The 23,324-nt window shown below is 58.6% G+C and carries 36 protein-coding genes and 1 pseudogene; 13 read left to right on the plus strand and 24 right to left on the minus strand.

Features of this window, described 5'->3' with window-relative positions:
- Positions 1-91: 91 nt before the first annotated feature.
- From ACQ4WO_RS08485 to ACQ4WO_RS08575, 19 genes are all read right to left on the minus strand, one after another.
- Positions 92-880: a DNA adenine methylase gene (locus tag ACQ4WO_RS08485; RefSeq protein WP_436481028.1), complete on the minus strand. Its 789-nt coding sequence runs from the start codon at positions 878-880 to the stop codon at positions 92-94.
- Positions 881-1,339: 459 nt separating this feature from the next.
- Positions 1,340-1,909: a hypothetical protein gene (locus ACQ4WO_RS08490; protein ID WP_436481029.1), complete on the minus strand. Its 570-nt coding sequence runs from the start codon at positions 1,907-1,909 to the stop codon at positions 1,340-1,342.
- Positions 1,906-2,430 (minus strand): glycoside hydrolase family 19 protein, encoded by a 525-nt coding sequence (locus ACQ4WO_RS08495; protein WP_436481030.1) that lies wholly within the window; start codon positions 2,428-2,430, stop codon positions 1,906-1,908. Before ACQ4WO_RS08495 ends, ACQ4WO_RS08490 begins: the two co-directional genes overlap by 4 nt.
- Positions 2,427-2,756 carry a hypothetical protein gene (locus ACQ4WO_RS08500; protein ID WP_223278734.1) on the minus strand — a complete coding sequence of 110 codons (330 nt, stop codon included), beginning with the start codon at positions 2,754-2,756 and terminating at the stop codon, positions 2,427-2,429. Before ACQ4WO_RS08500 ends, ACQ4WO_RS08495 begins: the two co-directional genes overlap by 4 nt.
- A 168-nt stretch (positions 2,757-2,924) precedes the next feature.
- Complete coding sequence (locus ACQ4WO_RS08505; protein ID WP_436481031.1) at positions 2,925-3,416, minus strand: hypothetical protein; 492 nt, start codon at positions 3,414-3,416, stop codon at positions 2,925-2,927.
- 10 nt (positions 3,417-3,426) lie between these two features.
- Positions 3,427-4,512, minus strand: coding sequence for a gp53-like domain-containing protein (locus ACQ4WO_RS08510; RefSeq protein WP_436481032.1), 1,086 nt, complete (start codon positions 4,510-4,512; stop codon positions 3,427-3,429).
- Between the two features lie 58 nt (positions 4,513-4,570).
- Complete coding sequence (locus tag ACQ4WO_RS08515; RefSeq protein ID WP_436481033.1) at positions 4,571-5,230, minus strand: UCP028438 family phage-derived protein; 660 nt, start codon at positions 5,228-5,230, stop codon at positions 4,571-4,573.
- Positions 5,230-6,354, minus strand: coding sequence for a baseplate J/gp47 family protein (locus ACQ4WO_RS08520; RefSeq protein ID WP_436481034.1), 1,125 nt, complete (start codon positions 6,352-6,354; stop codon positions 5,230-5,232). Before ACQ4WO_RS08520 ends, ACQ4WO_RS08515 begins: the two co-directional genes overlap by 1 nt.
- A 7-nt stretch (positions 6,355-6,361) precedes the next feature.
- Positions 6,362-6,763, minus strand: coding sequence for a phage tail protein (locus ACQ4WO_RS08525; protein ID WP_436481035.1), 402 nt, complete (start codon positions 6,761-6,763; stop codon positions 6,362-6,364).
- A complete protein-coding gene (locus ACQ4WO_RS08530) occupies positions 6,760-7,338 on the minus strand; it encodes a phage baseplate assembly protein V (protein ID WP_436481036.1) in 579 nt (192 codons plus the stop codon). The genes ACQ4WO_RS08525 and ACQ4WO_RS08530 overlap by 4 nt, the downstream gene beginning before the upstream one ends.
- A gap of 5 nt (positions 7,339-7,343) precedes the next feature.
- The gene (locus ACQ4WO_RS08535; protein ID WP_436481037.1) at positions 7,344-8,459 is read right to left on the minus strand and encodes a hypothetical protein; all 1,116 of its coding nucleotides are present in this window, start codon (positions 8,457-8,459) and stop codon (positions 7,344-7,346) included.
- Positions 8,449-9,408 carry a hypothetical protein gene (locus tag ACQ4WO_RS08540; RefSeq protein ID WP_436481038.1) on the minus strand — a complete coding sequence of 320 codons (960 nt, stop codon included), beginning with the start codon at positions 9,406-9,408 and terminating at the stop codon, positions 8,449-8,451. The genes ACQ4WO_RS08535 and ACQ4WO_RS08540 overlap by 11 nt, the downstream gene beginning before the upstream one ends.
- Positions 9,405-10,499, minus strand: coding sequence for a major capsid protein (locus tag ACQ4WO_RS08545; RefSeq protein WP_436481039.1), 1,095 nt, complete (start codon positions 10,497-10,499; stop codon positions 9,405-9,407). The genes ACQ4WO_RS08540 and ACQ4WO_RS08545 overlap by 4 nt, the downstream gene beginning before the upstream one ends.
- 167 nt (positions 10,500-10,666) lie before the next feature.
- A complete protein-coding gene (locus ACQ4WO_RS08550) occupies positions 10,667-11,461 on the minus strand; it encodes a DUF6651 domain-containing protein (protein WP_436481040.1) in 795 nt (264 codons plus the stop codon).
- A gap of 113 nt (positions 11,462-11,574) precedes the next feature.
- Positions 11,575-11,979, minus strand: coding sequence for a hypothetical protein (locus tag ACQ4WO_RS08555; protein ID WP_436481041.1), 405 nt, complete (start codon positions 11,977-11,979; stop codon positions 11,575-11,577).
- A 66-nt stretch (positions 11,980-12,045) separates the two neighbouring features.
- On the minus strand, positions 12,046-12,552 hold the full coding sequence (locus ACQ4WO_RS08560; protein WP_436481042.1) for a hypothetical protein: 507 nt from the start codon (positions 12,550-12,552) through the stop codon (positions 12,046-12,048).
- 140 nt (positions 12,553-12,692) lie between these two features.
- Positions 12,693-12,929, minus strand: a complete 237-nt coding sequence (locus ACQ4WO_RS08565; protein ID WP_436481043.1) for a hypothetical protein — start codon at positions 12,927-12,929, stop codon at positions 12,693-12,695.
- Positions 12,930-12,945: 16 nt separating this feature from the next.
- The gene (locus tag ACQ4WO_RS08570; RefSeq protein ID WP_436481044.1) at positions 12,946-13,212 is read right to left on the minus strand and encodes a hypothetical protein; all 267 of its coding nucleotides are present in this window, start codon (positions 13,210-13,212) and stop codon (positions 12,946-12,948) included.
- Positions 13,209-13,577 carry a hypothetical protein gene (locus ACQ4WO_RS08575; RefSeq protein WP_436481045.1) on the minus strand — a complete coding sequence of 123 codons (369 nt, stop codon included), beginning with the start codon at positions 13,575-13,577 and terminating at the stop codon, positions 13,209-13,211. The genes ACQ4WO_RS08570 and ACQ4WO_RS08575 overlap by 4 nt, the downstream gene beginning before the upstream one ends.
- A 226-nt stretch (positions 13,578-13,803) precedes the next feature.
- Between ACQ4WO_RS08575 and rdgC the strand changes: the two are divergent.
- Both rdgC and ACQ4WO_RS08585 read left to right on the plus strand, forming a co-directional pair.
- Positions 13,804-14,040: pseudogene (gene rdgC, locus ACQ4WO_RS08580) on the plus strand (recombination-associated protein RdgC); the annotation flags it as partial.
- Positions 14,041-14,100: 60 nt separating this feature from the next.
- Positions 14,101-14,628: a DNA translocase FtsK gene (locus tag ACQ4WO_RS08585; RefSeq protein ID WP_436481182.1), complete on the plus strand. Its 528-nt coding sequence runs from the start codon at positions 14,101-14,103 to the stop codon at positions 14,626-14,628.
- On the opposite strand, the gene ACQ4WO_RS08590 is transcribed toward ACQ4WO_RS08585, so the two are convergent.
- Positions 14,625-15,281: a hypothetical protein gene (locus ACQ4WO_RS08590; RefSeq protein WP_436481046.1), complete on the minus strand. Its 657-nt coding sequence runs from the start codon at positions 15,279-15,281 to the stop codon at positions 14,625-14,627. The two genes, ACQ4WO_RS08585 and ACQ4WO_RS08590, sit on opposite strands and share 4 nt — an antisense overlap.
- A 14-nt stretch (positions 15,282-15,295) precedes the next feature.
- Between ACQ4WO_RS08590 and ACQ4WO_RS08595 the strand changes: the two genes are divergently transcribed.
- The 10 genes from ACQ4WO_RS08595 to ACQ4WO_RS08640 all read left to right on the plus strand — a co-directional run bounded on the left by ACQ4WO_RS08595 (position 15,296) and on the right by ACQ4WO_RS08640 (position 19,942).
- A complete protein-coding gene (locus ACQ4WO_RS08595) occupies positions 15,296-15,994 on the plus strand; it encodes a hypothetical protein (protein WP_436481047.1) in 699 nt (232 codons plus the stop codon).
- The gene (locus ACQ4WO_RS08600) at positions 15,991-16,629 is read left to right on the plus strand and encodes a hypothetical protein (RefSeq protein WP_436481048.1); all 639 of its coding nucleotides are present in this window, start codon (positions 15,991-15,993) and stop codon (positions 16,627-16,629) included. Before ACQ4WO_RS08595 ends, ACQ4WO_RS08600 begins: the two co-directional genes overlap by 4 nt.
- Complete coding sequence (locus ACQ4WO_RS08605) at positions 16,626-16,748, plus strand: hypothetical protein (RefSeq protein ID WP_436481049.1); 123 nt, start codon at positions 16,626-16,628, stop codon at positions 16,746-16,748. Before ACQ4WO_RS08600 ends, ACQ4WO_RS08605 begins: the two co-directional genes overlap by 4 nt.
- A gap of 9 nt (positions 16,749-16,757) precedes the next feature.
- Entirely contained in the window at positions 16,758-17,084 is a 327-nt protein-coding gene (locus tag ACQ4WO_RS08610) for a hypothetical protein (protein WP_436481050.1), read from the plus strand.
- Positions 17,081-17,323: a hypothetical protein gene (locus ACQ4WO_RS08615; RefSeq protein WP_436481051.1), complete on the plus strand. Its 243-nt coding sequence runs from the start codon at positions 17,081-17,083 to the stop codon at positions 17,321-17,323. Before ACQ4WO_RS08610 ends, ACQ4WO_RS08615 begins: the two co-directional genes overlap by 4 nt.
- Positions 17,320-17,739, plus strand: a complete 420-nt coding sequence (locus tag ACQ4WO_RS08620) for a hypothetical protein (RefSeq protein WP_436481052.1) — start codon at positions 17,320-17,322, stop codon at positions 17,737-17,739. Before ACQ4WO_RS08615 ends, ACQ4WO_RS08620 begins: the two co-directional genes overlap by 4 nt.
- Positions 17,736-18,038 carry an excisionase family protein gene (gene xisR / locus ACQ4WO_RS08625; protein WP_219726802.1) on the plus strand — a complete coding sequence of 101 codons (303 nt, stop codon included), beginning with the start codon at positions 17,736-17,738 and terminating at the stop codon, positions 18,036-18,038. Before ACQ4WO_RS08620 ends, xisR begins: the two co-directional genes overlap by 4 nt.
- A gap of 5 nt (positions 18,039-18,043) precedes the next feature.
- Positions 18,044-19,153 (plus strand): Arm DNA-binding domain-containing protein, encoded by a 1,110-nt coding sequence (locus ACQ4WO_RS08630; RefSeq protein WP_436481053.1) that lies wholly within the window; start codon positions 18,044-18,046, stop codon positions 19,151-19,153.
- Positions 19,154-19,393: 240 nt separating this feature from the next.
- Positions 19,394-19,636: a type II toxin-antitoxin system RelE/ParE family toxin gene (locus ACQ4WO_RS08635; protein ID WP_436481183.1), complete on the plus strand. Its 243-nt coding sequence runs from the start codon at positions 19,394-19,396 to the stop codon at positions 19,634-19,636.
- Positions 19,637-19,645: 9 nt separating this feature from the next.
- Positions 19,646-19,942 (plus strand): addiction module antidote protein, encoded by a 297-nt coding sequence (locus ACQ4WO_RS08640; RefSeq protein WP_436481054.1) that lies wholly within the window; start codon positions 19,646-19,648, stop codon positions 19,940-19,942.
- Here ACQ4WO_RS08640 and ACQ4WO_RS08645 read toward each other — a convergent pair.
- Both ACQ4WO_RS08645 and ACQ4WO_RS08650 read right to left on the minus strand, forming a co-directional pair.
- Positions 19,939-20,235 carry an RnfH family protein gene (locus ACQ4WO_RS08645; protein WP_436481055.1) on the minus strand — a complete coding sequence of 99 codons (297 nt, stop codon included), beginning with the start codon at positions 20,233-20,235 and terminating at the stop codon, positions 19,939-19,941. The genes ACQ4WO_RS08640 and ACQ4WO_RS08645 overlap by 4 nt on opposite strands.
- Positions 20,228-20,659 (minus strand): type II toxin-antitoxin system RatA family toxin, encoded by a 432-nt coding sequence (locus tag ACQ4WO_RS08650; RefSeq protein ID WP_035818194.1) that lies wholly within the window; start codon positions 20,657-20,659, stop codon positions 20,228-20,230. The genes ACQ4WO_RS08645 and ACQ4WO_RS08650 overlap by 8 nt, the downstream gene beginning before the upstream one ends.
- Before the next feature lie 93 nt (positions 20,660-20,752).
- Here ACQ4WO_RS08650 and smpB point away from each other — a divergent pair, with 93 nt between their 5' ends.
- Positions 20,753-21,202 carry an SsrA-binding protein SmpB gene (gene smpB, locus ACQ4WO_RS08655; protein ID WP_034752217.1) on the plus strand — a complete coding sequence of 150 codons (450 nt, stop codon included), beginning with the start codon at positions 20,753-20,755 and terminating at the stop codon, positions 21,200-21,202.
- Between the two features lie 310 nt (positions 21,203-21,512).
- Here smpB and ACQ4WO_RS08660 read toward each other — a convergent pair whose 3' ends face one another.
- Entirely contained in the window at positions 21,513-21,821 is a 309-nt protein-coding gene (locus tag ACQ4WO_RS08660) for an H-NS histone family protein (RefSeq protein WP_010397665.1), read from the minus strand.
- Between the two features lie 546 nt (positions 21,822-22,367).
- On the minus strand, positions 22,368-23,312 hold the full coding sequence (locus ACQ4WO_RS08665) for an SPFH domain-containing protein (protein WP_034752220.1): 945 nt from the start codon (positions 23,310-23,312) through the stop codon (positions 22,368-22,370).
- Positions 23,313-23,324: the final 12 nt, after the last annotated feature.

Below are 23,324 nucleotides of genomic sequence, written 5' to 3' on the forward strand. Positions count from 1 at the left end.
TAGCTTCAGCAGTACAACCTTGGAATAGGCATGCGTCAAGAGCAGAAGGATCAAACAGTCGGCGGCTAATGGTGCGTGCCTATCGGAATTCTTAGAACAGCCCGGCCGGCTCAGCCTGCTTGTCCCAACTGTAAATGATCAACTCATTGCGCTCCACCGCCTTGCCTCCGCCGCCCACGTTGTACTGGATGCCAGTTGTATCCATCTGGAAGCGCGCAAACACGCGCCGGATGTCCGGGTGGTCATTCAGGCTCAAGATGGCCTTGCCCTTCAGCCTGGCCATCAACTCGGCCATCTTCTCGTACTGCGCGAATTCAAACTCCACGCCATAGCCGGCTGTCTCCCAGTACGGCGGGTCCAAGTAAAACAGCGTGTGGGGCCGGTCGTAGCGCTCCATGCACTTGTACCAGTCAAGGTTTTCGATATAAGCGCCAGACAAACGCAGGTGCGCGGCCGACAAGTTCTCCTCGATGCGCAGCAGGTTAATCGGCGGCGCCGTCGTGGCTGTGCCCCATGTTTGCCCGTCGACCTTGCCACCGAAGGCATGCTGCTGCAGGTAGAAGAAACGGGCCGCGCGCTGGATATCCGTCAGGGTATGTGGTGGCGTATCCTGTAGCCACTTGAATACCTCGCGGCTCGACAGCGCCCACTTGAACTGTCGCACGAATTCCTCCAGGTGACACTTCACGACTCGATAAAGGTTGATCAGCTCGCCGTTGACATCGTTCAGCACCTCGACCTCGGCCGGCGGCCGCATGAAGTACAGCGCGGCGCCACCGGCAAAAACCTCGACGTAGCAGGTGTGCGGTGGAAATTGGGGGATGATGCGGTCTGCCAGGCGTCGTTTGCCTCCGATCCAGGGGATGATGGGTAAAGCCAAAATGTGAACCTCCTAATGTTAGAGTCGAATTACCTTCCCGAGGTAGCACGAGCCTTCTTGGTTCACTGGCCTGGCCAGCGTGCCGAGGCTGATTGCCGCTGTTGATGCAGCGACAATCAGCGCTCTGTTTTTCCATATTCTTTTACCAGCGCGCTTGACTCATTTAAGCAAAAACATATAATTACTGCTCACTTCTCATGGATACATGCCGCTTTCACAATTTCAATGGAGGGGGGATGGAAACGACTCAGCAACACCAGTTAGATGGATATGAGTATCACTTGGGCGCGTACATAACGGACGAAGGCAAATTCCGGGGCATGATTCTGGTTACTGCACATGATGGCAATGCGATCCTGCCTAACGTTAAGATACCGACCCCAACCACCTTTAAATCAGATCGCGCTGCACGAATTGAAGCATCAGCCTTGGCATATCAGCTGATACACACGGGGGCTATCAGCGTTCTTGTCCCGCGTGATGACGATCAGATCTGCCCTCCTGTGCCGGAGCCAAGCCATTAGCTCTTACAAACGCCTGGCATGCCCGTCCAGTTGCGGCAACCTCTTCCGTCTGTAGGATCAAGGCTTGAATATCTCGCGCCACCGCGTCAGGAAGTAGCCCGCCGGCGGGATCGGCTGCAGCGCCTCCTTCGGCGCCACTGCCACCGGCCGGGGCGGCAGGTCCAGCATTTGCACAGAAGGCGGGCTTGCGCATGCGCTCAGTAGCAGCAAGGCGAGCGCGGATATTGTTGATTTCGTCATCGTAGACTTTCTTGATGGCCAGCGCACTGGCGGCCTGTTGTCGGGCTTGCGCCAGGTTCTCGGCAGCGCGCCGCGCTACCGCCTTCGTTTCTGCTGCAACCCCTCTCCGCTTGTCAGCATCCCACTGCACCTGCACGGCCGCGCGGCCCTGGGCGACACCCTGCGCGCGCTGATACACCATGCCGACGCCGGCCAGCACGCACACGAGAAAAACACCGTACAGCCAGCCCGGCACCTTGCCCGCTACCTTGGCCAGCGCGATCACGCCAGCACCTTGCGCGCTTCACGATATAAGGCCAGGCGCTCGGCCAGGCCGTTCACGCCACCGTTAATGCGGCGCGTCACCCGCTCCTGGTCGCCAGCATCGGCCAGGGCATTTAACCCTTTCGTCTGCCAGAACCAGCCGGCCGAGCGGCAGGCGTTGACGGTCTGCTCAAGCAGCTCAGGCTTCGCCAGCAGGTCCAGGCCCAGCGCCTTGCCGCAGGCGGCGTAGTTCGCGCGGCCGGTCACCTGCAGCAGGCCACGCCCACGGAAGCGCACGCCGTCGCCACGCTGCGTGTTGCCCAGGTCGGCACGACCTTCGTACGCCTGGCCGCTGGCCAGCTCACGCACATAGCGCAGCTGGCCGGACTCGTGCCCGACTTGGGACAGGAACGACGCCTGACGCGCCAGTGTCGTGATCCCGAACTCCACCATGGCCGCGTTCAACGGCGCCAAGAAGGCTGCCGCGCGGCTGCGGGCCAGCGGCATGATGGCCAGCAGCTGGGCCAGCGTGACGGCGCTCACAGGCCACCCCGCACGTCCTTGACGGTGGCGGCCATGTCGCGCGCCAGCTCGCCGATGTCCTTGTCGCGGCGCTTGTCGAACCAGCGTACCGTGGCGCCCAGCACCCACCATGCGGGCAAGCCGGCGGCCACCATCAGCGGCGCGGCAATGAACAGGAAGCCCAGTGCCGGATCGCTGCCGTACAGCACGGCGACGGCGCGCGCGCTGTCGAACAGACCCGGCATCCAGTTGCGCACGACCACGACCAGGGCCGGGCCCATCAAGGCGGAAAAGAGAATGGTGACGAAGAAGCGCACGCCCGCTTCCTTGGCAGTTTTTGGCCACATGAACATAAATCCCAGTGAGGTTGCGGCGGCGCCGGCCAGGACCGGGATGCCAAAAATTTTAATCAGTGCGCCGCCGGCGGCGGTCGTTTCGATGGCCATGTAATGCCTTTCAGGTGGTGGAAATGAAAAAACCCGCGGAAGCGGGTTTGTAACGGACTGGGCGTGCTCTTAGATCGCGTTAGGATCAAAGGCCTCGCGAATAGCCGGCGGCGCCGCTGTAATGATCGCCGCGTAGGCGCCTCTCATTGCAGTGACCATTCCTTCGAGATCCGTAGCAGCCAGCACGGCCGGCGCGATGGTGATATCGAGCAGCGCCTGCCGGGCGCCCGCAGCCGCCTGGGCCGTCTTGGTATCGGCGGCAAGTAGTGCCGCCATACCGATCCCGGCCAGGCGATTGAGAACCTGTTCGCGTATGACGCGCACGGTGTCCAGGTACGCGGCAGCGACTGGGGCGAACGGAGCCGCAGGCGCCGGAGTAAAAATGAATTTTGCGCCGGAGAGTTTGATCGTGTCGCCGCGGCAAATTGCCGCCCTCAACTCCCCTTCTGTGGTGGCGGTAACCTCAACTGCATCAGCAGGCCAAGTACCTGCACCGTCATAGTCTCCACGCAACGCGGCCCCATAAAATCCACCAGTTGCAACTGAGAAAAATTTATTCATTTAGATTCCTTTATTTGCCGATGGCAATGTATGAAGGGGTGATACCACCGGAGATGGTTGTGCCGCTCCAAGTAAAAAGTTTGGCTCCCACTAAGGTCGTCAGCCCAGCATTTACAACCGACGGATTGGGTGAAGGGGAGCCTCCACTGGCTTCGTAGAAAGGGAATACGTGTAAAACCGAGGCAGGGAAAGCGATGGTGAATGCTACGGTTGATAATCCAGAGCTATCGGATGTTGACCCGTAACCCCATTGCATGATGAAACTGCCGAGCCAGGATGGGAGTTTTATATATCCGTGTCCAGTAAGACTTGCTGAGAAGCCCATTGCGGAAGCGACAGTTGCTATGGCGTTATAAAGCCAACCAGTGGTCGCTACCTTCGCGCTGTTGTCGGCTGCAGGCGGCGTTGGCACCGTTGGGGAGACTGTGAACGCATTCATCACATTCAGCATCGCTGCAGTGCCAGAGAATGGAGCTCCTGCAGCCTGCGCGATATTCCCAGCCGTAATTGTCGTCTGCCCATTTGCTACTGTGACGACCCACAAGCCGACATAGCCAGCATCTGCCGCAGGCGTTACTTGCGATCCGGTCGCAGCCGCGATGCCCGCCTTCGCCGATAGCGCCACCGTCCCATCGCGTACAGTGTTGTTCGTGGTGCCAGCGCCGCCCGGGCCGCTGTATGCTGTCGAAGGGTTACTAGCGTTGTAGTACGGCAGCACCACCGCCCCACTATCCACCTCTGAAAATGCTGCTTGAATCAGGTAGTTGATACTCTGGCCGGCCGTTCCCGGCGCCGCGCACGCCAGTGTCACGGAATCAAGCAGGATGCCCTGTTTCATGATCGAGTGCGCGGTGTCGGCGGCGATTGAACTGTAGGCCGTGCCATCGATGTTTTGCAGGCTGTATATCTCACCCGGAGCGATCACGACGTTCAGCGCAGCTGGCGAGTTCGGCGCGCAGGCCAAACCGCTGGCCATGGTCGCGGTGCCGACGATTGTCGCCGTCAGCTTTGCCAGGGCAATCATCATGTTTTTATTGGTGCCGAGCAGGTCCGTCTCCAGAGGAATTTGGCCTGGATAGATAATTTGTCGTTTCAAAATTTACTCCAAAAAGAAGAGCCGCGTGAGCGGCCCTTGTGGGTGAATTGCGGATTTATCAGGAGTGGATGCTCATCCAGACGATGGTTCCGACCGGCTTTACGCTATCCACAGCCGCGTATAGGTCGGCGTCCGTCACTGCGCCCGTGCTTTGCGACAGCGTTGCGTAGGCCGCGCGAGACGGCGCGCTGTAACCACCTGGCGGTGAGCTGTAACCGGCGATGTACGGGATGCCGGACGAGGCTGGGCGGTAAGCTTGCACAAACGCCTGGAACGGCAGCAACATCGATCCATAGGCGCCAGCCGCGCCGTAGCCGCTGTTTGGTGCCCCGTAAGCGCCAGTATCCGCCGGCCGCTGCGGCTCGATGATGATCGGCGCGCGCCCGGTCAGGTCGGTCAGCACGCGAGTGATCGCATTGCGCGTGGCGCGCTCACGGAACAGGTTGATGATTATCCGCGCGCGGAAACTAGCGTCGGACTGGTTCGCCGAGCGCATCAGCGCGGTACCAAAAAAGTCTGCAGCGATCATGTCGAGCCAGCCCTCGGTCGCCGTCTTGATACGGGTTTGCAGCACCGCGTACTGGTAGAGCGCATATGCGAAGGCGGATGCATTGGCGAGGCCTTGGATCAGCGCGTCGACCAGGTCGCGCACCGGGCCGAACCAGGGCGGCAGCACGCTTTTTATGCGCGCGGCAATATCAGATTGGTCACCCGTCATCACGCCACCCCGATCGTACCGGTCTTGATGACCTGCAGCGCGGTGGCGACCAGGTCGGCCGTGCTGCCGTTGAGCTTGACGGCGGTCACGTTTGTGACGCCGGGCGAGGCATCGTATGCGATCTGTGTCAGGCGGGAGAAAGTCAGGGCATTCCCCAACGTCAGGGTATTGACGTAGGAATTGATCGCCTTCGCCACGAGAGCGGCAGTCGCTGCGTGGTCATAGCCAACGGCCGTGGTGATCGTCATCGCGATGTTGGCCGTGACGACAACCGGGGCGAACACGCCAAACGTTGACGTGAAAGGCCGCACGGCGTCGATCGCATTGGCCGCCGACAGCAGAAGTTGCGAGGGCGGATAGCCCGTGCCATCATCGACCACAGCGAAAAAATAGCCGTTCTGCGCCACGCCTCCGTAGGTGAAATTCTCGGTCAGCGAGAACGTCACGCCCTGCGCCAGCGACGTGATGGCGTTCCCAATCGCCAGCTTGGTCGCCTTCGACAGCGAGGCGATGTAGGTGATGAAACGGGCTCGCAGGGCGGCGTTTTTCTCTGCGTCGACGCCATTTGTGAAGCCCGCCGCGTTCGTGACGGTGTCGACGCCGGGAATCGGTTGATTGATCAACGCGATCTGCCCGACCACTGCGTTCGCTGCCGCGCCAGGCATCGATGCGGTCACAGTGATATTGATGCTCGCCACGCCCGGCGCAAGCACGTAGCCACCCAGCAGAGCGCTGTACGCGGAGTTCTTCACATCGAGCAGCGCGACATACGCCTGCGTGCCGTCGAGCGTCAAAACGGTGGCGCCGACCGGGACGACAGCCTGCGCGGTCGGAGTGAAGCGCGAGAACGAGACCAGGCCCGAGGCCGGAACGGCACCCAGGCGCACCACACCAAAGTCGGCCATCCAGCTATCCAGATCGGCATCGTTGGACGTCGCCGCGCGCGTGGCGGCCAGCAACTGCAAGATCAGACCCTGAAGCCACAGAATGACTGTGGCGTTGGCTTCGACTACGGCGCGCAGGATCGAGCCGACGGTCAGATTGACCAGGCCGCTCGCGGAGCCCTGGATCGCCGTGACAGCGTCGCGGACCAGCGTTACAAAATCTTTTGTTGAAATACTCATGGTCGCCTTATTTGGTTACATCGAACGCGAGCGCCGCCGGCGTCCCGGTCTGCGCATCGTTGTAGCGGATATCGACCGACACGCCGCCCAGGATCTCGGTCACCATGATGATCGGTGCCGGGCTGCGCGCAACGCACGCCTCGAGAAACATCTGCCCCTGGATGCGCCCCTTGATTTTTGGGATGTCGACTGTGTCGCCGATCATGCGCGGCAGGCCGGCGCCGTAGTCCGGATGAAAAATATAGTCGCCCGGGATCAGCGTGTTGCCGTCGGCATCGATCAGGGCCGGGTTTGTGAGTAGCCGGCGCAGCACCCTCTGCAGCCCCTCCTCCATACCGTCGACCTTGAGTAGATCGCCCGTGGACGACTGCGTAAGGTCTCCGCCGAAATAGTGGTTCAGGTCGCTCATGTGGGTGGGTCGCTCATTTCGGTGCCACGGCGAATACCGCCGTGCTTATGGTCAATACCGGATTTGCCGCCGAAGGTCACATTTAAAGTGCCGTCGACAATCGGAGCCGTGATCGTTCCCTGCGCGTCTAGCGTGTCATCCATGGTCACTGGCCCGTGAAAATCGTGGCCGGCCGCCGTATAGCTAATTCGGCCTGGCGCACTGATCTCGATAGTCCCGTTGTTATGGAATTTCAGAGCCTGCCCTGCTTTGTGCACCAGCCAGAACTCGCCGGACACCACCGGAAGCGGCAGGTCCTGGTCGTTGAAGGCGCGCAGGCCGGCCACGCCGGAATTGATGTCGCCATTCAAAAACGTGACCTCGACCAGATCGCCGATGGTCGGCGGGCAGAACATACCCCAGCCGTTGCCCACCCAGGGCGTCAGCAGCGGGATCCAGCCGGTCATGTTGCCCTGCGGCTGCAACTCCAGGCGCACTGCGTATTTCGTCGGGTCGTAGCTGCGCACGATGCCAGTACTCGGCAGCGCCACGTCGCCGAGCGCAGCCTGTGCCTGCTGGCGCATCGCGTTGAGCATGCCCCTCATATCGCCACGACCGTTTCCGGCGAATGGTTTTTCGCGTGCACAGTCATCGAATAGCCGGTGCTGACATCCATTTCGCGCACGATGCTCTCCGGATAATAGGTTTGATCAAACGCAGTACCGGTGCCGGTCACTGTGATGATGTTCGTCGTCGTCAGGATGTCGTCGGCCGGCAGGCTTGCCACCATCTTGACCTCGTGCTTCGTGATTGCGGCGTGCTCCCGCTGCGCCCGATTCAGCGCGCCCTGTGGGCTGGTGCCGAGCATGGTGATGCGGTAGAGTTGCGCCGAAGCGGCGCTCTGCCCCACTTTGATATCGGCGGCCTTGCTCGGATAGCGCACACGGAACGTGCCTTTTTTGTTCGGCACGGTGTAGGTCACCTCTACAACCACGCCGCGGGCGATGCTCAGCGCGCGGCGAAAGCTGATGGCCTTGCCGTTGAAGCTGTAGGCGCCCGTTTGGTCGTTTGGCGCCTCCCATTTCAGCGCGTAGCCGTCGACCGGCGCTGGCGCGATCGGCTCGAAGTGAAGTTCCTTGCCGCGCACAAAGCAGGTAAAACCCTCGGCCGCCGCCAGCGTCGTCAAAATATCCCACTCGCTGCGCTGGGTGTTGACCTTGATCGTGTCTGTCTCGTAGTAGCTGCCGACCATGTCCTTTGTCGCCGTGACCACTGGCGTAAAGCCATGGCGCAGGGCCAGCTTTGTGGCCACCTGGGACGCGGTCAGGTTCTGGAACGACTCCATGGTCCGCGCGTCGATCAGGATGGCCGTCAGGTCGCGCCCTGAGACAACCACTGTGCGCGCCACGGGGTCGAACTCGACGTCATCGACGCGCCCGTAGACCCAACTCCGCAACTCCTCGGCACTATAGTGCTCGGCGTCGGCAGGGAAGCCGGCAAACACCTCGACAAACACTTCGGACTGCGATGCCCAAAATGAATCGCCGTAGGCGGTCGGCAGCGCCGACAGCGCGAACACCACGCGGAACGTGTCGGCCTCGCTGAAGGTATTGTTGTCGGCCTCGAACCGCACCCAGCCGTCGACGCGTACACCGCCCACATTGACAATGCCGCGCGGCTGGCGCGCAGCGGATACCGCATCTGGATTAACCGGCATTGATGCCCCCCGTATCTCCCGGCACGCGCGGGACGATGATTGTTTGCACGCCGGTCAGCGCCGGGTCGCTGATTTTATTGGCCCGGGCGATGCCTACCCATTTCGAGGCATCGCCGTAGGCCTTGGATGCCATGGCGAAAAGGTTGCCGCCGGCGGTAGTGATGCTGGTCCCAGCGCCGGACACCGCGCCCAGGTTCGCGCCCATGCGCCCCACCGTCGACTGCAGGTTGAGCAGCAGCGGCAGTTGCGTAAAGCCCGCCACTTGGCGGGACAGCTTGGCGGCCTGCGTCGAGATCGGGTTATTCGGCAGCACGCCGCCGACCGTCGAAATATTCGAGATCGTGTTGCCCGTCGCGGCGATCAGCGCCGATACGCGCGACTGGACGGCCAGGACAGGGCCCAGTACGCTGGTGATCGTGCTCTGCGCCGCACCGGCAAAGGACGACACGGATTTGATGGTGGAATTGAGCGTGCCCAGCATCGTCGACAGCGGGCCATCGCCGATCTGGTCGCCCAGCGCATTTGCTGCGTCCATGTCGTCGCTGATAGCGGTGTCGATGGACAATGCCGTCAGCTCCGACACCGGGATTGTCAGGTCTTCGATGACGGTGCACGAAATCGTGTACGGGATCTCGTAGGCACGCCGGTAGTCGAGCAACGCAGACCGAATGACCACCTTGTAAGCGAACTCGGCCCAAGATACGTTGACCTGCTTGCCAGCGATCCGCAGCGCGTTCAGGTAGCGAGCGCGCTCGCTGGCGTTCTCGCCGATGAACAGGCCAGACCATTCCAGAGGGCGGTCCTGGCGCCCCATCGCGTCAACAACTCGCCGGCCACCGGTCAGCTCATGGACAGCGAGTGCCTGCTCGCCACCAAAGCCGATCGATTCCGGCACCTCGTAGCGCGACAACTGCATGTCGCCGAGCTGCATGTAAGTGTCAGGCTTCATCGTGATATCCCTGGTTGTGGTGCTGCCATTGAGGAATCAAAGCGCCCAATTCCGGACTGCGGCCCGGCCGAAACCTTGGTCTGGTAGGCGGTGACCGCTTTGCCGATTCTCACGCCATCAATATGAATATTCGTTTCGACCATGCCGGTACGCTGAGTCGTGCTTGCAATCGCGTTTTCAACAAGAGCTGAAGTGGCAAGTGGAGCGCGCGGTCCGGAAATCATCGGCGTGGCGTAACGCATAGCTGGAATTTGCGGCGCCAGAGCCACCCCTGCCATCACCGGATCCGGGGTTCTTGGCCCTACCAAAAAGGCGGGAAGATACGCCTTACCCGCCGCAGCAAGGTTAATCACGGTAGCGCCTTTGGCGTGACCAGCATTGCTGGTCGTCGCGGCTGCTGCATTGCCAGTTGGGATGAGATCGCCAATCGCGCCCGAATTGTGCAGGTCGTAGCCCTGGACTACAGTGACCGCGCCACGGCGCAGCAGATCATCGGTACCGGCTTCGTTCACGCGGAACAGCCCGGACTGCTTGCCTTCAATGTTCGCCATCGCAGCGGAACCCAAGACCATATGCAGATCAGACAATGGCGCACCGTTGTCTTTCAGGATCTTCTTCGGCTGGGCGAAATCGGACAGGTCGCCAGCAGTACCGAAGGGAATGGTGCCGACGGCGCCGTAGGCGCGGCTCAACTTGATGCTGGTGGCGGCCAAGTCCGATTCCACTTCATTGGTCAGCGTCCGCAGAGCCTGCGCAATACGCTGCTGATTGATGTTGGCGTACGTGCCAGCGCTTTGCAGGCGCTGGGTGTCATCACCGTTGATGCCGAACGGGACTGAACGTTGCTTCGAGATCGTCATATCAACGTAGTTGATGGTTTGATTGCCAGCGTCTTCGGCGTAGGCGCCTTGCGTCAGGTCTTCAGCGGCCATTGCGCCGACGACTGGCGAGCGGACAGTCTGGTTCAGTGCGGCGCGTTCGGCGGTCGAGTCGCGCGACACGGCCGGGATGAAGCCCACTTGCTCGCGCGCAATGACGTTCATTGCTGCGTAGATATCGGGGATGAGGCCGGTAAGAGTGAGGATGGTCATTTGGTGATGCCTTTCGGAAATAAAAAAGGTCCGCGTAATGCGAGCCTGTCGGGATGATTTGAGTTGTAGAACGGATAGGCTATCCAGCCCAAAGCACCCCGCCGACATCCATCAGCAAGGCATAAAAATAGTTCATTGAAAAGATGGGATAAATGTTTGCGAGCCGCTTAGTCGGTAACCACAGCACCGCCCTTGATCGCGTCGGCCTGTGCCTGCGGAGGCATGGTGAAAAACTGCGAGCGAGGGATTTCCTTGCCGCCACCGGAGCCGGTTTTTCCGCCGCCTGCGCCACCACCGGAGGCTCCACTGCCTTTCAGGATCATGTCTTTGTTGGCGTATTGGCCGACCATGACCTGGATGGCTTCATCGAAGTCGGCATGGTTACCGTGGTTCGTGGACGAGAAAATCGGATTGCCCTGTTGGTCCATCGGAACGAGCTTGCCGCCATCGACCTTGAAACGACTGCCGAAGAAGGTCCGCGCCATGTCAGCCGGGATAGCCAGTTTCTCGGAAATGAATTTGGAGCTCGAAAACGAGCCGCCAATGATGTGATCGTTTAGGTCATTGGTAAGCTTCGTGTTCTGCTCGGTCAGCGTGCGCTGCTTTTCTTCGGCCGCGCGGGTCGCCGCAGCGACCGCCTCGTTCGCCGAGCGCGTCGCAGCATCCTTGATCTCTTGCACCTTGGCAGCCGTGGTCAGGTCGCCGGAATTGATATTTGCCATGGTTTGCAGTGCAACAGCAGCGGCGGCGGCATCTTCGATACCGGCATCTTTGAATGGCTTCAGCGCGGCTTCGGCAGCCTCTTTTGCCTGGCGATGGCTCATAGCCTCGCCGTTCAAGCTGGAAATCTTCGCCACGGTCGCGGCGGCGTCGTGCGCAACTTCGCGGCCGTCTTCAAGAATGTAGACAGGTTTGCCGTCTTGCAGCACTGCGTTGCCATTTGCGTCGAGTTTCAGTTTCATTTGAGAGCTTTCCGGGCATCCGCCCTATTTGTGGCCTTCCGGCCGTGCACCGCGTCGCGTCCGCTTGCGGCAATAAAAAACCGCCTCGAGGGCGGTCGGTGAAATCGTTTTTGTTACATGCACTCCAGGCGCTCGGCCCCTGATACATCGTCAGGATGGTTCGACAGCTTGCGCAGCGCACTGGCCAGGTGGGCGCCGTGCCCGCCCGCGACGGCATAGTCGTCGGCTTCGATTTCCTGTCGGCGCCGGCGCTGCGGCCCGGGAGTCAACAGCAGGCATCGCAGCAGCAGGTTGGTCCAGATATGCAGGTGGTGGCCGTGGCCATGCTCGTGAGCTACGACGGCGGCAATCTCAGCTTGCGCCAACTGCGTGGGCAATGGGGCCGGCAGACGCGCGCGGAATCCGTCGAAGTGCACCTGGTGAACCGGCAGGACGGTCGCCGCGAGAGCGACCATCAGCAGGTTGAAGCCGATCCAAGCGGCCCACGCACAGCCAGCAACTTGCAATGAAGTTTCCATGCGTCGTCACTTGTGACATAAAAAAAGCCGCCATATTTAAAGGCGGCTTCAATTCAGAAATACATATTAGGGAAGATTTAGATAGCGGCAAAGGAATGAGAACAAAAGAAAAAGGAATCCCACTCCAAAGATAGCGCCCTTTTTACAATAACTCACAAAAAAAGACATTATCCAGAAAATTAACGAAAACATCGCCGTAAATATATGATTCGATACATTTCTAGAGAATATAGCAACCGATAACATGAAAAAAATTATACCCGCTGCCGGTACTGCTGCGCCCCACAGCCCAAATTTTTCCACAACATACTCTTTCGAAAACATCATTCCCAAGGACGCAATAAACAGGAATAAAGTTATTGCGAGCTTGATCCGATTATTAACAAAAATCTCTTGATACGACAACTTCCAGTTCGACTCTGCTCGCAATTGAAAATTCTTGGCCTTTCGATTTATCCAAATATTGATATTATCTCTTTGATCAGGATCAAAAAAATAATCCGCCCCCATCATTCCCGAGGCAATGATTTGCAAAGACAAGATAAAGCCATCTGGCACTGCTCCAACAGTCATATCATAAAATTAGAAATTTCGACGCTGTTATTATGCCACTATTCCCGCGCGGCAACAATTTTAGCGTTCCCCCGTTAGAACGAAGCGCAACATGTGTCTGAAATCGAAATACCAACTCTGACTCTTGGTGCTTTTTCTCCCTAACTGCCTCGTCCAACTTTGGGTGGCTTGATCTTCGCTCGTTCCGATTCCCAATCTAGATCCGGCGACAGGATGCCGCGACGCTTGAGTTCATTGAAGTAGCTCTCGGCCGACAGCAGGCCGCTCGATGCACCTTTGAAAAGTAGCTCTGCACTGGCGGCAGCCAACGAAGTGGCGCCGAAGTCTTTGAAAATGGTGATATGGCCGCCTTCTGCCTCCCCCACCCATTCAGCCATGAATTGCAGCGCCTGGTCACCGGCGTCTTCGACGTTGCCCGCGATCTTCTGCAGCGCACAGGCGCTTGAGCTTGCAGCGCTTTGCGATGCCAGCCGGTACCGGCGCAAATTCGCCGTTCTCGTCACGGTAGGCCTGCATGGCGGCCGCGACCGTGCGCAGCGGGTAAGGCTCCAGGTTGGCCAGCCAGGCGCGGGACATTGCAGGCTCGGGCAACGGCTTGCCGTAGGCGGCCAACGTCTCGGCCAGCAGCTGCATGAAGCGTGGCGCGTCGGCGGCGTTCATGCTGGCACCGCATCGATGATGTCGCGGACCGGAGCGACAGTGCCCATCAGCTCGCGCATCACGCGGGCATTCGTCTGCTCGATCGACTCGTTGCCGGCGCTGGCGCGGGCCTGGCCAGCATCGTTGCGGATGAAGCGGTCGATGTGGTCCGCGTCACGCAGGATCAGGCCCAGGCCGTTGTACTTCGTTTGGGCGTCGTTCTGCCCCATGTTGTGCGGCGTCTTCGAGCAGCCACGGATGGCCTTGCAGATATCAGCCGGCGAGTAGCCCTTGAGCGCCTTGGCTATCAACCGCTTGCGCTTGTCGTCGAGAATGGACTTGGGCGAGTCCATGATTTTCTGCCAGTAGGCGAAAATCGTTTTCACGGGGTCGAGCTGGGTTTGCTCGACAAGAGTCTCCTTCCCTTGCCGGCCTTCTCGCTGTCGCGCTGGAAGAAGCGTGTCAGGGCCTGCCCAGTGTCCATCACACCCAGGAAGCCGGCATAGTGGATCAGTTCCTTGAAGCGGTTCGGCGACGGCGTGGCGGTGTAGACGAATTTGAACTCGACCTGCTCGAATAGTGGCAGGAACTCCTGATAGGTCTTGCTGCCATATCCGCCGCCATATCGCCGCCGGCAAGCAATGCACTCGCCTGGCCATGACCTGGAGTGACAAGATCAGCTTCGTGCTGGACGAGAGCCTGGCCATCAAGTCCATCAAGCCGCTGGAGATCATCAAGGAAAGCGCCACGCGCAACGACGACGAGCGCTTCGACGGCGACTTCGCGCTGATGGCGAGCGAGCTGGCCAAGCTACTGGCCGATCTGGTCGACGCGTTGGGCGGCGAGGCCGACGTGGAGACGCAAGCAGCGGGCCCGGCTGCTGCCGGCCAGCAGAAGATCGAGCGAGCCGTGAACTTGACTGCCGATCTGTACAAGCTTCGCGCCCGTTATCGCGATGTGCTCAACGAGCTGTATGACAGCACCGTGCAGCCAGCCGTTGCCCGCGTGCGCGAGCACATGGAGCAAACCGCCGAGGGCGCGATTAAATCGGCGCAGACGCTGGCCAAGGAGCTTCCTGGCGGCTCACAATCCGCCGACCTGCTGCTGGTAGCCGCCGTTGAGATCATGGAACCGAGCCCACGGCCGGCTGCGGGCGATGCCCCTGTCCGCCAGCAGCGGCCGGCGCTGCAGCTGAATGGCGAAGCGGCAGGCGCCGTGCTGCCCGGCGACGGCAGCGCGAGCGATCCGCTGTACGACCAGGCCGTCGAGGTAGTGCGCACCCAGCAGCGAGCATCGATATCACTGGTGCAGCGCCACCTGCGCATCGGCTACAACCGTGCGGCCCGGCTGATCGAGGCGATGGAGGCGCAGGGCGTGGTGAGCGGAATGGCATCGAACGGCAATCGCACGGTGCTGACAACTCAGGGCACGAATTAGCTGTCGCGAGTACTAGCGATCGTCACTTTAAGACGAGCCAACTGTACAGAAAGCGATTCCAACTGCCGCTGAAGTTTTGGCCCTAGATGAGCCAGCGCGACTGCCACATCACCCGAGGGAGCTTCATTCATTGGAACTCTCTCAGCAAAGGTACTGTTTTTATTAAGGGCAGCAAGAAATGCACGTATCTCGGCATACGTTTCAACAATTTCATTTCGGAACACATCATTTTCAATTTTCCCAATTTCAAGAGCGCAAGCCTCATAAATTGGGAAGCTAGCAAGGATTTCAGGGTAAACCATTTGATAGCGTCCACTAAAAACCATGCTTGGATTGTTGGTCATGTCTGACTGTATAACTGACAACATTTTCTCGAATGCGGAAATTTCGGAGCCGACTGCCTTTAGCAAATTACCCAGCTCAGTGGAACGTGCTTCTTTAGCTCGATACGTGGCATCACGGAACTGGCTGTTCATTATATAAACCGCACCCACAATCGCGCCGAACGAACCGATCGCTTGCGCCCATCCTGCAGCCTCGGATGAGCCAAAACCTTTGCAACGAACCGCAATGCCAAATCCAGCGATCAGGAATACAAGAAATATTGTCACCATAACACTGACAGCTAATTTTTTTCTGGTTATTTTTTTCATAAGGAAATTGTAGCATGAGCAAAGAGCACCCTATTCTATTCAACGCGCCCATGGTGCGCGCCTTGCTCGACGGCAGCAAGACGCAGACGCGGCGCATCGTCAAGAAAGTCGGATTGGCGGCGCCTGCGCCGCAATCGGTTATTGATGGCGCGGCCACCTATGCGGGCGGCATGGTCGCGCATTGCCCCTATGGCCAGCCAGGCGATCGCATCTGGGTGCGCGAGACGTGGGGCGTCATCAGTCACGCATGGGATGAGGCCTGCAATCTGATTGATTGGGCGCCTGATCGCCCTGCGACGGCAATCAGCGAAATGCCATTCGGCCAAGGCTACTACTCTGGCCATGTGATCTATGCGGCTGACGGTGCCTTTGAATGGTCCGGCGATGACGATGGTGATGGCGACCCGCGTTCGGCGTGGCATCCCTCCATCCACATGCCCCGGCGCGCCAGCCGCATCCTGCTGGAGATCGTGTCGGTGCGCGTCGAGCGGCTGAACGACTGCAGCGAGGCGGATGCAATCGCGGAAGGCGTACACAAATTCACCGATTCCTTCATGCGTGGCTTGCCCGGCTGGGAAGGCTACCCCGGCGCATTCGCACGGCCGGACGCTTACACCGCCTATTACGACCTGTGGGAGAAGATCAACGGCGCCGGCAGCTGGGATGCCAACCCGTGGGTGTGGGCGATTGAATTCAAGCGGGTGACGCCATGAAGCGCCTTCTTGCCTATGAAGTGCGGGAGCCTGACGAGGGTCATTGCGTCATCACCTTCGCAAGCGACAGCGCCACCGCGCGGCGTGAGGGTGGAAATGAACTGGACTGCTCCTTCAGCGAAGTCGAATCCTGCAACCGCCGCCCGCAATTCGACCAGTACGCACCCGGCCCGGTGCCGAAGACCGTGCTGATCAAGCATGGATGGTGGTTCGAGTGTCATCACTGCAGCCGGCGCGTCAGCGACGACATGCAGCAGGAAGCTGAGGACGAAGGTGAAGAGCACGAGCACCTGGAAGTCATCACGGACGGCGATGCCGTCTACTGCAGCCAGAGCTGCGTAATGCGGGAGTTTGTCGAGCGGCGCGCGCAAAAGGCGGCCCAGGCGGCCCTGATAGAGTTCTTTGCGGTCAAGTATCCAGACTGCAAGATCGGCAGCATCTGGGTAAGCCGCGCGCCACTGCAGGGGCCCGACAGGCTGGGCCACGCCCAGGCGCTCCTCTACTTCAAGTTTCCAGGGGCGCAGTACGACGCGACCTTTACGTTCGGCGAAGACTACATGCGCATCTCGCCTACTGACAGGCCAGCATTCTATGCTTGGCGCGGCATCAAGATGCCCACCACGGAGGCGGCATGACCGACAACGACGAAGTGCCGAGCAGCGAACGCAGCCCAGGCGCCGCGCGCGTCGCGGCGGCCCTGTTCCTGATTTACGTGGCGGCGACCCTGGCGGGCGTCCTGGCCGCGACAACCTGAAAGGCGAATATGAAAAAGATAATTGAAGCGGCACCAGTCATACGCGATGCTCAAGGCTGGTATGAGCATCCTGATCTGCCACCCTTTGACGAAGGCGATGCGGCCAAATTCAAGGAATGGATAGACGCCCAGGGGCTGGAGGTCCAGCGCGTGTGGATGGATGGCGACGCGCCCGACTTGGCAGAACGCTATCTGGAAGGTGATGGCGACCCCAGCGCATTGGTGGACTGGAATCCCACGGCGCCAGGCCTAGGCTGGTTCCTCCTTGCGCTGTACGACGAAGAGAACGATGGTCCCGTGGCATGGTTCGCGCACCGTGCTCCAGCAGCGCAATGAGCAGCCGCGGCCCAACGCCCGCGCCGGAAACCCCGGCCGAGGCAGCCTACAAGCTGGACCGGGCCGTGCTGCGCGCGATCCACACCTGCCAGCCCGTGCTATTCGACGGCAAGCAGCACCACCTGCGCGCCATGGGCGCCCAGGTCCTGGGCGGCGGCGTGTCTTCCGTGATTTACCTGATGGGCGATGCGACACCGCGCCAGCCCTGCGAGATAACCTTTTTGGAGCATGCAGAATGAACAACAACGCTAGTATTGACGCGCTGGAGCAAGGTGCTCCCCCTTCGGGGGCCGCAGTGCCTCAGCACCTGGCCGTGCCGGATGGCTGGAAGCTGGTGCTCGCCGAGCCAAATGACGCCATGCAGGCCGCTGGCGCGCAGGCTGTGCGGATCGACACCACGGCCATCAATAAAATTTGGACAGGCAATGCTGTGTTCCGCGCCATGATCGCTGCAGCGCCGGCCGCCCCAGCGATTCAGGGCGAAGCAAACCCGCATGCAGTCCTTTACGCCGCGTTAGATCTGAATGGCCGCGTCGTCTACAGCCACGAGAGCCTGGAAAACGTGGAAATGAACAGCGGGTACATCAAGACGCCAACGCGAGTTGTTGGTTTGGCCGCTATCGCTGTCAGTAAGGCGGATGGGAGCGTGCCATGAACATGAGCGAACACGACGTGGTGGCCAGAATGGTTGCCGCAATCGAGCGTGCGCACCAGCCCCTTACTTGGGTAAAGCTGGAGCGCTACGTCGAAATATCAGGAGATTCTGTCGATTCCGTGCAGGCCCGCCGCAAGGCTGGCAAGTGGCTCGACGGCAATCAATGCAAAATTGTGGATGGCCGGCTTTGGATCAACCTGCCGGCAGTAGAAGAATGGGTAGCAAAATGGGAACAAACAAGTCCAGCCCGCCAGGCATCGAACTCCGGTCGGGCGTCCAAAGCGAATCGATCCGCATAAAATTTATGTACCGGGGCACCGAGTGCAGGGAAACGCTTAAACTCGCGCACAGCAAGGCAAATATCAAATATGCGGAGCGGCTGCGCGGCGAAATCCTGAACGCAATTGCGCTGGGTAATTTCAGCTATGCCAAGTACTTTCCCGAATCGATGCAGTTGAAAAAGTTCGGATTGCAACCCCGGGGCAAGAACGTAACCGTTGGTGACCTGCTTATTCAGCAATTCGAAATTTATGAGCGCATCCTCGCGCCCAGCACTTTGAAAAGCTACAAGCGCGTATATGAAAAAGTTCTGTTGGGGCAATGGGGGGATACCTTACTTTCTGCACTTACTCCTGCGGCACTACGCACCTGGATCGTTGATCTCTCGCTCAAGGCTACTTCCGTTCGCCAGGTTCTAATCCCCTTACGAGGCGCTCTGGAGCTTGCAATAAACGATGATCTAATTGATAGCAACCCGCTTGACCGAGTCAAACTGCACAAAACACTGGACCGCGACGCTTACAGGAATGAATACGAGGTAGACCCATTTTCTGCGCAAGAGATCGGGGCGATCCTCGGAGCCGCCCAAGGCCAAGCCAGAAATGTCTTTCAATTTGCCTTTTACACTGGTATGCGCCCAAGCGAATACATTGCCCTACGCTGGGATTCAATCGATTGGACTGCCTTCAAGGCGAAGGTCGAACGGTCACGCGTGATGGGCATTTCCCGCGAGGAACTGAAGACCCGCGCCGGCCGGCGCCTGGTGGAGCTTCGCCGCGGTGCCGTTGAGGCGTTGGTTGCACAGAAACAACATAGTTTCCTTGCTGGTGGTTTGGTGTTTCAGGATCCAGCCACAGGTGAAGGCTGGGACAATACGCAGCGCTTGAGCCTGTTCTGGGCGCAGATGATCAAAAAGGGGAAAGTGCGGTACCGGAATCCGTATCAAACGCGCCATACCTTCGCGTCAACATTACTTTCGACAGGTGTAAATCCGATGTACGTGGCAAAGCAGATGGGGCATACAGATACGACGATGATCACCCGAACCTATGGGCGCTGGCTGGAGCAGGAAGGCGGAGTGTTGCCTGATCCATACCTCAAAATGACCGATGACCGGAAAACAGGCGCGGCTTGATTTTCGCCCACGTTTCGCCCACAAAAACAAGCGCGGGCCTGCAACCCGCATAAATCCTAGCTCCCCGCTGCACGAAGCAAGTTATACGGAAATTCTTGGTTCTTGTCCTAAACCTTTACAAAAGTCACGATAACTTTGCTTGAATTTGATTTATTTGCTTGCCTTTATGTATCCCAAATAATACACTCGATATAGAAAAGCGTCCTGACCACTGCGACCTTTGACAACTGGTTCAGCAATCTGACGGACAGACGCGCCTTTTTTCGCATCCAGGCGCGTATCGACCGTGCCGAAGATGGCAACTTTGGCGATTGCAAGCTTGTCGGACATGGCGTGCTGGAAATGCGTATCGATTACGGCCCAGGATACCGCGTCTATTTCACGCAGCGCGGCATGGAAATCGTCATCCTCCTGGCGGGCGGAAATAAATCCACACAGGCGAAAGATATCAAGATCGCGCTGCGACTGGCGCAACAACTCTAAGAGATTGCCATGACACAGAAACTCAGCAAATGGGATAGCGCACAGCATTTGAAGACCGAAGAAGATATACTCGCCTACTTTGAAGCCTGCCTTGAAGAAGCTGGCGACGACGCATCGTTTATCGCCAAGGCGCTTGGCAATATCGCCAAGGCACGCGGCATGACGCAATTGGCCAAGGATACTGGCCTGGGTAGGGAAAGCCTGTACAAGGCGCTGTCCGGCGAAGGTAATCCCAGCTTTGCCACGATCCTGAAGGTGACGCGCGCGCTGGGCTTGCAGCTGCGCGCAGATGCGCTCGGCAGCTAAGCCTTGGCAGGCTTGCCGCCAGCCCTGCGCCGGCGCGCCTCTTTCGGGTCCGCCTGCAAGGGACGGTACACTTCCACCCGGTCATGTTCGCGCAATACCGTATCGAGCGGCTTCTTCTTGCCATAGATGCCCACCATATTCACGGCAAGGTCGATGCCGGGGATGGCCTGCAGCAAGCCGCTCTGCGCCACCGCCTGTTCGATGGTGGTGCCGGCAGGCACCGTCAAGGCGCGCAGGAAGCTGCTATCCGGCAAGGCATGGCAGACTTGCACGTGGATGCTGGCCTCAGCCATACACTGTCTCCGCGCGCTTGCAGAACGAGTCGACCATGCTGTTGGCGATCATGCCGAAGACGGGGCCGATGATCTGCTCCAGTACACGGCTGGAAAACTCGTAGTGCAGGTCCAGTTCGATCTTGCAGGCGTCTTCGCGCAGGGCCTTGAAGGTCCACACGCCATCGAGGGTCTTGAAAGGACCGTCCACCAGCTTCATCTTGATAGAAGTGGGCGGCACGTTCTCGTTGGACGTGGTGAAGCTTTGGCGCACGCCGTGGTAATGTATGCCCACGCTGGCGACCACCGTGTTCTCGCCCCGCTCGCGAATCTCGACCGCACCGCACCAGGGCAGGAATTTGGGATAATCCTCCACCGCCGCCACCAGCGCGAACATTTGTTCGGCGCTATAGCCGAGAAAAACTGATTTATGTACTACTGCCATTGAAGAACCATTTGCTATGATGTTGGATACATTTGATTTTATCGCGCTTGCGCGAGACAGTAGTTTAACCGACCCGCGCACATTTACCATCTCATGACCATAGCAGACAACAGAAAAGCCTTCCACGACTACTTTATCGAGGATCGCTACGAAGCGGGCATCGTGCTGGAAGGCTGGGAAGTCAAAGCCATCCGCGACGCCCGCGTACAAATCAAGGAAGCCTACGTCGTCGTCCGCGGCGATGAACTCTTCCTGTTCGGCGCGCATATCAGCGCCCTGCCGACCGCCTCTACCCATATCCATCCGGAAGCCGTACGCACGCGCAAGCTGCTGCTGCACCGCACGGAAATGGATAAACTGATCGGCAAGGTGGAACGCTCCGGCTACACCCTGGTACCGCTCAACCTGCACTACAAGGGCGGCCGCGTGAAATGCGAAATCGGCCTGGCCAAAGGCAAGAAGCAGCACGACAAGCGGGCGGCGGAACGCGACCGTGATGGCGCACGCGAAGTGCAGGCGGCAATGAAGTCGCACCGCCGCTGATCCGGCACTGCGCGCAGCGTGCTGCGCCAATACCAACAAGCCCGGCTATATGCCGGGTTTTATTTTGTCGATTGCCTGCGGCAAGCGGAAAGAAAACTCGGCGCGATGGAATAAAACAGGGAAGAAAAGAGATAAGGCGGGAATAGACTGGTATTGGAGAAAATACCATGGAAATAAGCAATGTACGTCAGCTTGACCTGTCTGGCCAACGACAATAAACGAGGAAAGTTCCGGATGCTTGCATACTGCCTTGTATCACACCTGCCCTACCGCACAGGACAAGCATCCGAATGAATGGCGTATTACTACATTACACCTTCAGCAGATCACGCGACTTGCCCGAATCGGTCCATTCTTTGACCCATTTCGGTTGACGGCCACGGCCAGTCCATTGTTGCGTCGCATCATCCGGATTGCGATAGCGCACCGCAACCGTGCCGGTTTTAGCGCGGATACCCGTGCCCACCAGATCTTTTACGGAAACGCCGACGCTCTGGGCGATCGCCAAAATTTGTTCGCGCGCTTTGGACAGATCGTCCTGTTCGCGTTTTTTCATTTGCTTCTTGATGTCGTCCTGCAAGGTGCGCAGTTCGGACAGGGATAAGCTGGACAGATCCATGATATTTCCTTGTGTGGGTTGAAAAATATAACTGAACAGTTAAATTCTATCCAATTGTAACGCGACTGAGGTGATTTTTCTGAAGATTTGATTGTTTTTTACAATTCTTTTACTCAAAGCCTCATTTCCCCGGCTTTCAAGCGATGCGATTCTTCAATCAAGGGGGCGGACATCGCACATGGGCCGTCTGCGCAAGTAGCCCTGCTTTGTGCGGCAACGATTCAATACAACGTCATCGGCCGCATTTATTTTGCAATACTTTTTGTTTCATTGCAATTTATAGTAATTAAAAATAGCAATTCAAAATAGACATAGGGCCAATACTATCGCCTATCACGCATCAGCTCCAAGCGCCGCGCGACAACACATAATCCCGAAAGTGCGCACAGCATAGCATGAAGAAAATATTTTCAGCGTTACACACTCAGCCACAGATACTCCCCACTCCGCTGCTGCCAGATAATCAGGGCGACGCAAATGCAAACTGCCCGCTATACAGCGGGCAGTATTGACAACCAACTTGCTATTGATCCAGTCAGCAGGCAATCAGGGAATAGCCACGCCGCCTTTCGGCTTCTGCGTTTTCACCACCTGCATCGCCGTGGCGATCAAACCGCTCATATCACCAAGATTGGCCGGGACGATAATCGAGTTATTCGTTTTCGCCAATTGCGCGAAGGCGCCCACATACTGCTCGGCTACTTTCAGATTGACGGCATCTTCGCCGCCCGGCTCGCGGATGGCGGCCCCCACCTGGCGCAGCGCCTCGGCGCTGGCCTGCGCCAGCGCGACGATGGCCGTGGCCTGGCCTTCGGCGCGGTTGATCGATGCCTGCTTTTCGCCTTCGGAGCGGGCGATGGCCGCTTCGCGCTCGCCGCTGGCGATATTGATCTGCTCCTGCTTGCGCCCTTCCGAGGCGGCAATCAGCGCGCGCTTTTCGCGCTCGGCCGTAATCTGCGCCTGCATCGCATGCAGGATTTCCTTGGGCGGCGTCAAATCCTTGATTTCATAGCGCAATACCTTGACGCCCCAATTCGCCGCCGATTCATCGATGGCATTCACGATGGCCGTATTGATATGGTCGCGTTCTTCAAATGTCTTGTCGAGTTCCATCTTACCGATCACCGAGCGCAAGGTCGTTTGCGCCAGTTGCGTAATGGCGGCAATATAATTCGACGAACCATACGAAGCCCGCATGGCATCGGTAATCTGGAAATACAAAATGCCATCGACCTGCAATTGCGTATTGTCGCGCGTAATGCACACCTGCGGCGGCACGTCGAGTGGAATTTCCTTGAGCACATGCTTGTAAGCGATACGGTCAACAAAAGGCACGACAATATTCAGGCCAGGACCCAATACCGCATGGAACTTGCCCAGGCGTTCCACCACCCAGGCATGCTGCTGCGGCACGACATTGACCGTCTTGAAGACAAATACCAACGCCAGCAATAACAAGATCAGCGACACGCTTCCGATGCTTACTTCCATAATCTATTCTCC

Origin of the sequence: Janthinobacterium aestuarii, assembly GCF_051380835.1 — a bacterium.
Taxonomy (GTDB): Bacteria; Pseudomonadota; Gammaproteobacteria; order Burkholderiales; family Burkholderiaceae_D; genus Janthinobacterium; species Janthinobacterium aestuarii.